General features: G+C 39.3%; 13 protein-coding genes. 6 read left to right on the top strand and 7 right to left on the bottom strand.

Features of this window, described 5'->3' with window-relative positions:
* Positions 1 to 5 precede the first annotated feature (5 nt).
* From ACLPIE_RS10970 to ACLPIE_RS10960, 3 genes are all read right to left on the bottom strand, one after another.
* Positions 6 to 362 (bottom strand): MmcQ/YjbR family DNA-binding protein, encoded by a 357-nt coding sequence (locus ACLPIE_RS10970; protein WP_430261660.1) that lies wholly within the window; start codon positions 360 to 362, stop codon positions 6 to 8.
* Positions 363 to 458: 96 nt separating this feature from the next.
* Positions 459 to 782 carry a GNAT family N-acetyltransferase gene (locus ACLPIE_RS10965; RefSeq protein WP_430261659.1) on the bottom strand — a complete coding sequence of 108 codons (324 nt, stop codon included), beginning with the start codon at positions 780 to 782 and terminating at the stop codon, positions 459 to 461.
* A 55-nt stretch (positions 783 to 837) separates the two neighbouring features.
* On the bottom strand, positions 838 to 1,413 hold the full coding sequence (locus ACLPIE_RS10960) for an LOG family protein (RefSeq protein ID WP_430261658.1): 576 nt from the start codon (positions 1,411 to 1,413) through the stop codon (positions 838 to 840).
* A 319-nt stretch (positions 1,414 to 1,732) separates the two neighbouring features.
* On the opposite strand from ACLPIE_RS10960, the gene rhtA reads away from it, so the two are divergent.
* A complete protein-coding gene (gene rhtA, locus ACLPIE_RS10955) occupies positions 1,733 to 2,620 on the top strand; it encodes a threonine/homoserine exporter RhtA (RefSeq protein WP_430261657.1) in 888 nt (295 codons plus the stop codon).
* A 334-nt stretch (positions 2,621 to 2,954) separates the two neighbouring features.
* Positions 2,955 to 3,458: a DNA starvation/stationary phase protection protein Dps gene (gene dps, locus ACLPIE_RS10950; protein WP_430261656.1), complete on the top strand. Its 504-nt coding sequence runs from the start codon at positions 2,955 to 2,957 to the stop codon at positions 3,456 to 3,458.
* Positions 3,459 to 3,598: 140 nt separating this feature from the next.
* Here the strand turns inward: dps and dinG are convergent, their stop codons facing one another.
* Entirely contained in the window at positions 3,599 to 5,710 is a 2,112-nt protein-coding gene (gene dinG, locus ACLPIE_RS10945) for an ATP-dependent DNA helicase DinG (RefSeq protein WP_430261655.1), read from the bottom strand.
* A gap of 240 nt (positions 5,711 to 5,950) precedes the next feature.
* Between dinG and ACLPIE_RS10940 the strand changes: the two genes are divergently transcribed.
* Together ACLPIE_RS10940 and sseA are read left to right on the top strand one after the other, a co-directional pair.
* Positions 5,951 to 6,112: a hypothetical protein gene (locus ACLPIE_RS10940; RefSeq protein WP_430261654.1), complete on the top strand. Its 162-nt coding sequence runs from the start codon at positions 5,951 to 5,953 to the stop codon at positions 6,110 to 6,112.
* Between the two features lie 27 nt (positions 6,113 to 6,139).
* Positions 6,140 to 6,979 (top strand): 3-mercaptopyruvate sulfurtransferase, encoded by an 840-nt coding sequence (sseA, locus tag ACLPIE_RS10935; RefSeq protein ID WP_430261653.1) that lies wholly within the window; start codon positions 6,140 to 6,142, stop codon positions 6,977 to 6,979.
* 68 nt (positions 6,980 to 7,047) lie between these two features.
* On the opposite strand, the gene ACLPIE_RS10930 is transcribed toward sseA, so the two are convergent.
* The 3 genes from ACLPIE_RS10930 to rhlE form a co-directional block, all read right to left on the bottom strand.
* Positions 7,048 to 7,296 (bottom strand): GlsB/YeaQ/YmgE family stress response membrane protein, encoded by a 249-nt coding sequence (locus ACLPIE_RS10930; RefSeq protein ID WP_430261652.1) that lies wholly within the window; start codon positions 7,294 to 7,296, stop codon positions 7,048 to 7,050.
* A gap of 159 nt (positions 7,297 to 7,455) precedes the next feature.
* Positions 7,456 to 8,397 (bottom strand): tRNA dihydrouridine(16) synthase DusC, encoded by a 942-nt coding sequence (dusC, locus tag ACLPIE_RS10925; RefSeq protein WP_430261651.1) that lies wholly within the window; start codon positions 8,395 to 8,397, stop codon positions 7,456 to 7,458.
* A gap of 220 nt (positions 8,398 to 8,617) precedes the next feature.
* Positions 8,618 to 9,943 (bottom strand): ATP-dependent RNA helicase RhlE, encoded by a 1,326-nt coding sequence (gene rhlE / locus ACLPIE_RS10920; RefSeq protein ID WP_430261650.1) that lies wholly within the window; start codon positions 9,941 to 9,943, stop codon positions 8,618 to 8,620.
* A 283-nt stretch (positions 9,944 to 10,226) separates the two neighbouring features.
* On the opposite strand from rhlE, the gene cecR reads away from it, so the two are divergent.
* Together cecR and hlyD are read left to right on the top strand one after the other, a co-directional pair.
* A complete protein-coding gene (gene cecR / locus ACLPIE_RS10915; protein ID WP_430261649.1) occupies positions 10,227 to 10,925 on the top strand; it encodes a transcriptional regulator CecR in 699 nt (232 codons plus the stop codon).
* A gap of 153 nt (positions 10,926 to 11,078) precedes the next feature.
* Complete coding sequence (hlyD, locus tag ACLPIE_RS10910) at positions 11,079 to 12,074, top strand: secretion protein HlyD (protein ID WP_430261648.1); 996 nt, start codon at positions 11,079 to 11,081, stop codon at positions 12,072 to 12,074.
* The last annotated feature ends 7 nt before the right edge of the window (positions 12,075 to 12,081 follow it).

The following is a 12,081-nucleotide window of genomic DNA, read 5'->3' as shown; positions in this document are numbered from 1 at the left end:
ACCCATTACGTTGTTAGCCGATAACTATCATCAATTAACAGTTTTAGCTCATCATCTTTAAAGCCGCCCCCTAACTTTATAGTTACCCAATGCTCTTTGTTCATGTGATAAGCAGGATAAACATCAGGTTGTAGCCGCAAAGAACCCACGAGTTCAGGAGCTGCTTTCAGGTTAATGATATCCACTGTCTCTTCACTATCACTTTCATACAGTTTCGTTGATGCAATAGTCATCATCACAGCAAACCACTTTGCGTTATTTTTATGTCTAAAAATAAGATAGTTAGGATACTTAGCCCACGGATACTCAGGCGCTGAACCATAATTACCCTGAATGTAATCCATCAATTCATTTTTATTCATCTCGCCATCCTATCAATGGAATGTATTCATCATCACCTAATATCTATTAATATGCTAACTAATTTAGCAATGATTTTTGGTGTTTTTTTATTATTTTCAACGCCCAATCATAATGTGACGATGTCGCAGAAATAGCAAATGCCCTGCCTTAGCACCACGAAAGTTAGGGTCAACCACAAGATCGAATACATAACCAAAATTACGGGGTACCATACAACTATAAGGCGCACTTGCTTGCTGTTGTGCGATACAAAACCCTTTTATTTCACCATTAAACTCAGCAACCAATAGATGAAATATGTCATTACTGATAGCATCTTCAACAAATTCTCTCGCCTGCTCGGCAGGTCTCATACGTTCACTATCTAGCACCGCCATTTCCGCAAATAGGGTTTGATAAAGAGAGAGAGAGAACAGCATCTATATCCTTTTGTATCGCGGGTCTTATCATTTATTTTCTCAATTTATTATTCAGCTAATCATAAGTTTTTACAGGCGGTGCTATATAGCTTTCGAAACTATCGAGTAATGCACTTGGAGAATCACTGACAATTGCCATATGGCGATATTTTTCATGTAGAAAGCCTTCATCGGCCATTTTATTAGTCATATCAATGAGTGGCTGCCAATAATCATTAATATTAAACAGTGCGCAAGGCTTGGTATGTAAGCCAATTTGGCTCCAAGTAAACACTTCCGCATATTCCTCTAATGTGCCATAGCCGCCAGGTAAAGCCACAAATGCATCAGCCAGTTCAATCATTTTGCTTTTACGTTGATGCATAGTGTCAACTTTATACAACTCAGTTAGGTTTTTATGAGAAATTTCACGTTCCTCAAGAAGTGATGGGATCACGCCAATTGCCTTTCCACCTAAAGACAAAATAGTATCTGCAATAGTCCCCATGATCCCCACACTTGCGCCACCATAAACTAACGTGATATCACGTTTGACCATTTCTTTAGCAAACTCTATCGCTTTTTGCTGATAAATCTCATGGTTACCCATGCTTGAACCACAATACACCGCAATACTTTTAACTTTTCCCATTTGATCCTCATTTTCTATTTTAATATGGCTTTTTTAGAAAAAAGAATTATACGAACCTCCCTCTAAAGCTCAACTTACATTATGCGCCATAATAAAATTATACTAATCAATGTTTATAGCATCACAAGACTCATAAGCCAACAAACCCACACCTATAGAGCACATAATTCTCTTTCCTTGAAGACAATTGAACAATAAAGAAATATAAAGCGCTTCTCTTTTATGAGATAATCACTATGAAATTATTTTTTACCAACAAATACCTATTTTTTAAATATTTATTACCAATTAAGTCACGTTTTCTGAGGTTTACTTATTTATGTCTGCCGACACTAAAAAGAGCGCATTTCCGTTATTACCTATAGGGTTATTATTACTTGCAATGACCTCTATTCAAAGCGGGGCTTCTTTAGCTAAAACTTTATTCCCTATTATCGGCGCTCCCGGTGTTACTGGTTTACGTTTATTGCTTGCTACAATTATATTGTTCATTATTTTTAAGCCATGGCGTTTAAAATTCAGAAGAAATTCACTTGTCCCATTACTGACTTATGGTTTGTCTTTAGGAACAATGAATTACCTCTTTTATTTGTCCCTTGAGCGTATTCCACTAGGAATTGCGGTAGCACTTGAGTTTACAGGGCCTTTGGCTGTTGCCATGTTTTCATCCCGTCGCCCTATTGATTTTCTCTGGATTGTACTTGTTATTGCTGGGCTACTGTTTTTATTGCCTATTGGTGACAATATCAACTCAATTGATCCACTTGGCGCCATTTACGCTTTAGGTGCAGGGGTTTGTTGGGCGTTGTACATTATTTTCGGTCAACGTGCAGGAGCAGGATACGGCGCATCAACTGTGGCTATTGGTTCGTTTATCTCTACATTAATTTTCTTTCCTATAGGATTAATGCAGACTGGGTTTGAAGTCATGTTTGACCCATCAATTTTACCTGTCGCATTAGCTGTTGCCATTTTGTCGACCGCTTTTCCTTATACATTAGAGATGATCGCATTAACCCGCTTACCAGCGAAAACATTCGGGACATTAATGAGCCTAGAACCTTGCATGGGGGCATTTTTAGGTATTGTATTCCTACAAGAACACCTCACTATGACCCAATGGCTTGCATTACTCTGTATTGTATGTGCCTCAATTGGCTCAACTTCCACTTCAGTGCCAAAATCAAAAATCGAAAAAGTTTCATAGCAGGTTGAAAAACCTGCTAACAATGATGAAATTTACTAGGTTAATAAATTTTCACTGACAAGTTTATTAACCTTTTTCATGTAAAAATTTATTCACCCATTTGACATAATTATTTGTTATTTTAATTTTATTATTTAAATATTATTTTTCCTACCGCACTTATTGCAAAAAAAATTAATGCTCAAGTTCCACAATGATTAGAAGCAGCTGACAACATATCGAATAGACCTATTAATTTAATCGTTTATTACGTTATGACAAATTAATTTAAATACTTTATCTTTATTAACAGATAAGGTTACTACACAAATTCATATTTAAGAGAGGATGAATTATGAGTACAGCAAAATTATTTAAAGCATCTTCAACTGAACTTTTATATACCCGTAATGATTTGGATGATAGTGTAAAACTGGAAACCATTGGTATTCTTAATGTTATGGTGGTTCATTTTACAGACCTATCTTTAATGACGAAACAAGCACACTGGAATATGCGTGGCCGTAATTTTATTGCAGTTCATGAAATGCTTGATGGCTTTAGAACAACGTTAGTCGAGCATTTAGATGAATTTGCTGAGCGTGCAGTTCAGTTAGGTGGCGTAGCAATTGGTACGACTCAAGAAGTGAACCGTTATACCTCTTTAGAAGCCTACCCTATTAATATTCATAGTGTACAAGACCACTTGAAAGCTTTAGCAGATCGCTATGCGGTTGTGGCAAATGATATACGTAAAGCTATTGATGAAGTTGAAGACGAAGACACCGCAGATATGTTTACCGCGGCATCCCGTGATATGGATAAATTCCTTTGGTTCTTAGAAGCTAATATTGAGTAATGTCGTTCCATAGAGTCAATTTTAATTGACCATAGGCCAGCATCGCTGGCCTATCTTTTATTTATTAATAACAATATTTAAAACCAATCTTATTTATTATTATCACTCTACGATATTTATCGCCGTGGTATACATTATTTTTATTCTTGCTTTTCAGGCATTTTGGGCTGCTCAATAGGAAATACAGGTAATGCACTTAATAGACGTTTACCATAATTTTTCGTCAGCAGCCGTTTATCATAAATAATAATTTCACCATAACATTCATGGCTACGAATTAGCCTACCCGCTTGCTGAATAAGATTAAATGAAGCGCTTGGTAAGCTTTGTACTTCAAAAGGATACCGTTTTAATGATTTTAACCAATCACCTTCGGTGATGATCACAGGATTAGTCACAGGTGGAAACGCAATCTTATGGATATGAACTTGTGTTAAATACTCGCCCTTAAGGTCTAAACCTTCTGCAAAAGATTGCAATCCAATCAAAGCACTAGATTGCCCCTGATTAATTCGTTCACAGTGTGTTTCCACTAACCGATAACGAGGCTGGTCGCCTTGCACTAAAAGTTGTAAACGCAAGTCTTTGACATGTTGGAGAAAACCATCCATCGCCCGCTGACTACTAAATAAAACTAAAACCCCACGGTGTATACCTGTTTTAAATTGTTCTCGAAAAAATAGCGCCATTTCCTCTAAGTGCTCAGCTTCAGTGGTAATAGTTGGCTCATATTCCATTTGCGGAATAATAATTTTTCCTTGCTCAACATGATTAAACGGTGAATCAAGCGTCACAAACCGGTCATCACTTTTTTCTGACAGCCCCGTAAGCTCCATAAAACGTGAATAGCTATTTAAAGAGCGTAAAGTTGCCGATGTGATCACGATATGTGGAACATTACGCCATAGTAGATGTTGTAGCTGCTCACTTACACGGAGCCCTGCACAATGCATGCAAAAGCGTGATTGATTTTTTTCATAACGTCGGCTTAACCACTTCGATATTGGCGCTCCTGAGCTTTGGTCAAGAGAAGCTAAACGCCACAGTTTTGCCATATTTTCAAAATACCCCATCGCTCGGCTTGTCATTAAAATAGAGCGATGTAAACGCACAATATCTTGTTTTGCCGTTTGCTCCGTTAAATCATTGAGTATGGCTTCTGCTAAACCTTTCAATGCATCCGTCTGTTTAAACAGTTCTTGGCAACTCAGCTGCATTGCCTCTGGTAACACCCCCAGAGGAAATAGATATTCCGCGTCTTTTGAGCTTTCAGGCAATAATGCATTTGCCAATAATGAAAAATCACGGAAGGTTTCACGTAATTTTTCTGCATGTTGTTGTAAACGCTCAGGCTTAGCTAATTTAGGAGGCTTAACTGGGCGAAATTGCCCCATATATTGCCCTACATGCTGAATAAAGTTATCCAACTGCGCTGTCAATTGAACTAAGGTGATTTCACCTTCGACTTCAAGAGCATCCCTCGCAACATCAGGCACATGGTGCCCTTCATCAAGAACCAATAATAATTTTTTAGGATCAGGTAACACGGACTCACTCTCCATCGCCGCCATCACCAAAGCATGGTTTGCTACCACAACATCCGCATCTTCAATTTCTCGCCTTGCAATGAAAAATGGACAGCGTTGGTAAAATTGGCAGTTACGCCCTAAACAATTCATTTTGTCGGTACTAACTTTGCGCCATAAATTATCACTGAACGCACGTTTATGATGATCACGTAAGCCATCCCACGCAAAACTATTAAAATCATTACGCAACTGCTGGCAAATCACGCGCTCTTCACTATTAGCAATTTCTGTTTTATCTTCCACCAGCAGCATTAAGTCAATTTGTTCTCCCTCTGCTGCGCAGATTGCCTCTAAATTACGTGGGCAAACATAACGTGCGCGCCCAAATGCACCGGTATACTTCAAATCAGGAATAATTTTACTCAGTAATGGCAAATCCTTACTGTAAATTTGATCCTGCAATGCCACATTGGCCGTACTCACAACCAATGTTTTGCCTTCTGCTCTCCCTACAGCAATACCGGGTATTAAATAAGACAAGGTTTTACCCACTCCCGTCGGCGCTTCAATCACAAGATGACGCCCGTCTTCATCAGCGAAATTTTTGGCTACTTCTGCAATCATTTGACGTTGTGGAGTTCGGGAAACAAACCCATCAATTTGTAATGACAGCCCTTTATACCACTGGGTTATTTGTTCTTTAATTTTATTCGACAGGGACATAAATTATGCAGATGACCAAAGTTAAAATGAAAAATAAGGATATTCGCAATGGGTGAAAAGGCGAAAAAAAAGCTTTTGCCAACCGATTCGCAAAACTACTGTATTAAAACCCATTATACATAAAAATTGGGAAGCCTTTTGCAAAACACCAACTCTTCCTGAGAAAAATTCGCTTTTAACTTGTTTGCAACAGTCATCCGGTTATACTTTGAGTTCTTATTACTATGCAGGCTATAAAAAATGAAAAAGGTTGTTATTGCACTTTGCGCATTATGCGCTTTTGGCTCAATAGGTGGTATCGTTTTAGCTGGGATGAACATCTATACCCGTTCAACCACACCACTTGAACAAGGGCAACCACAATCCCCTTCAGCATTACCAGCACCAAACCAAGCTCAATAATTTATCAGCGGAAGATGGAGATAGCTTATGTACAACGATTACTTTGTAACCCCAGCGTGGTTAAATTCGCATCTACTTGATGATAACCTCATTGTACTTGACGCATCCGCCCCACCACCAACCGCCCCTTATGATTGCCAGCAACGTTATTTAGAAGAACACATTCCAAATGCTCAGTTTTTTAATCAAGATGAAGTTGCTAACAAAACCTGTGATCTTCCCCACATGTTGCCAAGCGCTGAAGAATTTAGCCAAGCTGTCAGTGCTATGGGGATAGATAATGACACGCTCGTAGTTATCTACTCGCAAAATAATTTATTTTCATCTCCTAGAGCGTGGTGGACATTCACCACAATGGGCTGTAAAGACGTTAAGATCCTTGCCGGTGGCATTGATGCATGGAAAGCCGCTGGGTTTGATACTCAATCAGGGGAAGTTACTCCAGTAAAAAATAAATACTTCAACGTTTCGCGTCAGCAGCATAATGCTCTAAACAAAGAACAAGTGCTTGAAATTGTTCACGAAGGAAAAATTCAGATTATTGATGCACGCGCAGCGCCTCGCTTTCTTGCCCAAGCTCCAGAGCCTCGACCAGGCTTACGTATGGGGCATATACCTGGCAGTAAAAACGTACCGTGGGATCTACTCGTTGAAAATGGCATGTTCAAATCCCCCGAACAGTTAAAAGCCGTATTTTTACAGCAAGGTGTGGATATTGAAGCACCATCAATGACAACGTGTGGCTCAGGTATGACAGCGGCTGTGGTATTGATGGCTCTACTCCTTTTAGGTAATCACAACGTACGTTTATATGATGGTTCATGGGCCGAATGGGGTCAAGATAATGGTTTACCAATAGAGCCCTAATAAAAACAGATAAGCCGCGGTAAAATTCACGCGGCTTATCTAATGATAAAGTTATTGGGAAAACACTGCTATTTCGAAAATAATCCTGCTAAGAACAGCACGACGATGGCACCGATAACCGCGACAACAAAGCTACCAAAATTAAAACCATCAACCTTTCCTTTACCAAAGAATGTGCTGATATACCCACCAACGACAGAACCTACAATACCGAGCACTGTGGTCATAATAAAGCCCATATGATAAGTACCTGGCATCAACCACTTAGCTAAAACACCTGCAATTAAACCAAAAATAATCCAAGCAATAATACCCATCTTACGCCTCCCTAAACTCGTTTTGCACAATAATGCTTCAAAATTTTTTATACAGTAATCGCTAATTAACGAAACAAACAACCACCATATAGAATATAGTAAAGACCTTGTGAGTTAATTTCGCAACTGTAAATACCCGATAATCATTATTATTCTTAATTAATAACTCACCATTTGTGTAATGACTTGTGCGATCTGCGGTGCTTTTTTTAACGCCCTAATTTGGGAAAATAACTCATCCGCTTGTTGATATTCTTTGCGTAAATATCCCAACCATTGCTTAATGCGAGCAGCATGGTAATTTCCTGTATCCTTTTGTTTTTCAAGCTCAGTATATCTTAATAACAACTGACCAACTTGGTCCCACGGCATTTTATTATGATTATGTTTTATTACACGACTGAGATTTGGTGTAATCAGTGCCCCTCGGCCAATCATTACTGCATCACACCCTGTTATTTCAATGCAACGCTGAGCACTCTCAAAATCCCAAATTTCACCGTTTGCGATGATAGGGATTGATAACCTACGACGGATTTCACCAATTGCATGCCAATTTATACGTTCGGCTTTATAGCCATCTTCTTTTGTTCGACCATGAACAGTTAACTCCGTAGCGTTCGCTTGTTGTACAGCATCTGCAATATCATGAGCAAATTCTGTATTATCCCAACCGAGTCGTACTTTTACAGAGACGGGTAACTCTTTAGGAACAGCTTCACGCATCGACTTTACAGCACGATAGATTAATTCAGGTTGCTTTAATAAGGTTGCACCTCCCCCATGGCCATTCACCGTTTTTGATGGACATCCGCAATTCAAATCGACGCCATATGAACCCAGTTCTACAGCTCTAGCCGCATTTTCAGCTAACCATTGAGGATGCTGCCCTAATAGTTGTATACGAACTAAAGTCCCTGAAGGTGTGCGGCTATTAAATTTCAACTCAGGACATAAGCGGTAAAAGGTTTTCGTGGGTAACAACGTATCAACTACGCGAACAAACTCGGTGATACAAAGGTCATAGTCATTAACTTTACTCAGTAAAGAACGAACCAGAGGATCTAAAACTCCTTCCATCGGAGCTAACAAAACACGCATAGGGACTCACAAAAAGATGGTATTAAGATAAAAATTTCCTTATTTCAAACTAAAATAAGGTTATTAATCGTCGCATTAAACCCTTTGAATGGCAGTTATCTATAATAACAGTCTTCATATCCACATGGGAAATTAGTCTAAAACGATTTGGAAGGAATAAGGCCATAAAAACGGCTCAATCTATACAGATGAGCCATTTTTATCTATCTATTGAGCAGAATTAACCATCATTGTGCCCTTGTTTAACTTTTTTCTGGGCGTTTTTCCAAGGTGAGCTAGAAGCTTTTCCAGAGCTCGCTCTTGCCGATGACGGATTGCTACGACGAGGTTGGCTATTTCCACTTCTTTCGCCGGAACGTCGCTCATTGCGTTGTGGCGTTTTTTGGATAGGCTCAGCTTTAATCGATGGATCAGGTTCATAACCATCTATCGATATTTTAGGGATCGGCTTTTTGAGTAACCTTTCAATATCTTTAAGTAACTTCGCCTCATCAATACATACAAGCGAAACAGCCATTCCTGTTGCCTCCGCACGGCCTGTACGACCGATACGATGTACATAATCTTCTGCAACATTTGGCAGTTCAAAGTTCACAACATAAGGCAATTGCTCGATATCTAAACCACGCGCTGCAATATCCGTTGCTACTAAAACTCGAATATCCCCTGATTTAAAATCAGATAAAGCACGAGTACGAGCACCTTGGCTCTTATTGCCATGGATAGCGGCAGACTTAATACCGTCCTTATTTAAATGTTCAGCAAGACGATTAGCCCCGTGTTTTGTACGCGTAAACACTAAAACTTGCTGCCAATTATCACGACCTATCATGAAAGAGAGTAACTCTGCTTTACGCTTTTTGTCGACTAAGTGAACATATTGCGTTATTTGCTCAGATGCAGAATTACGCGGAGCAACCTCAATAGTTACAGGGCTATTAAGCAGTTTATTCGCGAGTTGTTTGATTTCATCTGAAAATGTTGCTGAGAATAATAAATTTTGGCGTTTTTTTGGTAGTTTATTGATTACTCTACGAATATCATGAATAAAGCCCATATCTAGCATACGATCGGCTTCATCTAATACAAACACTTCCACTTGGGAAAGATCAACTGCATTTTGGTGTTCTAAATCTAATAACCGGCCAGGTGTTGCAATCAAAACATCCACACCACCTCGTAATTTCATCATTTGAGGGTTAATACTGACACCACCAAAAACGACAAATGAACGAATACGTAAATGACGGCTATATTCTTTCACATTTTCCGCAACTTGAGCCGCAAGCTCCCTTGTTGGAGTCAAAATTAACGCGCGAATTGGTCTGCGATTATTCCCCCGAGGATTTGTAATCAATTTTTGCAATATAGGCAATGTAAAGCCTGCGGTCTTACCTGTTCCCGTTTGTGCACTCGCTAACAGGTCGTTTCCTGCAAGTACAGCTGGGATGGCTTGTTGCTGAATAGGCGTTGGACTTTCATAGCCTAACTCATTTATAGCAAGCAAAATTTCCTCGTTTAACGCGAGGTCTGAAAATGTAGTCAAATTAAATTACTCCGGGCTTCACCGCTTCAAATTGATTGTGACAGTTATGGGGAAGTGAGTCAGAAGAAAAAAGCGCAAACTGCCGTGCGACATTGTAAAATTCTAACATTATTTGCGGACGATAAATATATTAATTTAGTTTGGGTAATAAATTAATATAAAATTCCCCTTAGATAGTATATATACTTATAAAACACTATGAGATGTCGTTTTTTATCCATTAAAAACATGAAAAGCCAATTAAGAGCTTAGTGATATTATTTTATTCTGATTTTTAAAAGGAATGTTTATGTATACAGGTTCATCGTCAACTTTGCGGGGTGAAAACGCAAAAACACAATTACTCCTTACTGCTGCTGATGTTTATGGAGAACAGGGTCTAGATGGCGCAACAACGCGTAAAATCGCGCAAGCTGCGGGGCAGAATATCGCTGCCATATCCTATTATTTCGGCTCAAAAGAAGGATTGTACTTAGCTGTTGCACAGCTTATTGTGAAAAATATCAAAAACAACTTTGATGAGGTATTTCTATCTATTGACCATTTTTTAAACCAGCCCCCCGCAATGCAAGTCCCAGAAGAGGCGTTAAAATTGCTGCACAAAACGGTGATTGCCTATAATTATTTCCAACTCGAAAAGAAAAATTTAAGCTTTTCGCGTATTTTAGCCCGAGAGCAACTTAACCCAACCGAAGCTTATACTATTATTCATGAACAAGCGTTAGGCCCTATCCACTCACGCCTAAATCGGTTAATTGCCATTTATATCGGCGCTGATCCCAACCACTTAACGACACTCATCCATACACATGCGATTTTAGGCGAAACACTGTCATTTCGTATAGCAAGGGAAACCTTACTGCGCCAAACCGGGTGGAAGCATATCAATGAAAATGAATTTAAAATTATTAATCAAGTTCTTATTGAACATACAAATATTTTATTAGCGGGTTTACGTCATCGCAAACAAATAGAAAAGTGATATGATTAATGCAATAAAGTATTCATATTAGCTATGACTAGAGGTTGGTGATTTTTGTCATATCTTGATATAGATATTATATTCTAAGAAATCAGCAACCTCTTACAACCATATTCGCTTTTCATACCATGAATTTTTTAAATAAGGTTAGCTATGAACAATAAAGGCCGTTCTGTTGTTATTTTAATTATTGTCATATTAATCGGTATTGCTGTTGGTGGTTACTCTTACTACCAATCACAACAAGATAAAACATTAACACTTTACGGTAATGTTGATGTTCGAACTGTTAACCTTGGTTTTCGAGTCTCAGGCAGGCTTGCCTCTTTAAATGTCGATGAAGGCGCACAAGTCATTGCCGGAGATAAACTTGGCCAACTCGATGATTCGCCTTATGTTAACGCCTTAAATAAAGCAAAAGGCATACGTGATAGTGCTAAAGCACAATTGGCTTTGAAAGAAAGCGGTTATCGCACTCAAGAAGTCGCACAAGTTGAAGCTGAAGTTGCCCAAAAACAAGCTGCGTGGCAATACGCAGACAGCTTCTATAAACGTCAACAAGGGCTGGCAGCTTCACGCGTCATTTCAGCCAATGAGCTTGATAATGCTAAGAATAATCGTAACCAAGCCTTTGCAGCACTGAAAGCCGCACAAGATAAACTTAATCAATATCAAAGTGGCTTTCGCCAAGAAGAAATTGCTGCTGCGAGAGGGGAATGGTTACAAGCGGAAGCGGCTGTTGCACAAGCCGAGTTAGATCTGCAAGACACCATTCTTTTTGCTCCTTCTGCGGGAACGATTTTAACCCGTGCTATTGAACCAGGCACCATTGTGGGCGCAGGTAATACCGTATTTAGTGTCACGTTAACATCCCCTGTTTGGGTTAGGGCTTACGTTAGTGAGCCACATCTCGGTGATGCGATACCGGGAAGAGAAGTGATGCTATACACTGACGGTCGACCCAATAAACCTTATCACGGTACCATTGGTTTTGTGTCACCAACCGCCGAGTTCACTCCCAAAAGTGTCCAGACTCCTGATTTAAGAACGGATTTAGTCTATCGGTTACGTATAATTGTTAATGATGCAGACGATGCACTGCGCCAAGGTATGCCAGTGACCATTCAATTCACTGATACAAAACAGTAAGAGATTG

Origin of the sequence: Providencia sp. Me31A (assembly GCF_050487165.1) — a bacterium.
GTDB lineage: Bacteria > Pseudomonadota > Gammaproteobacteria > Enterobacterales > Enterobacteriaceae > Providencia.
The sequence above is the reverse complement of the archived record's forward strand: the minus strand, read 5'-3'. Positions and strand labels throughout refer to the sequence as shown.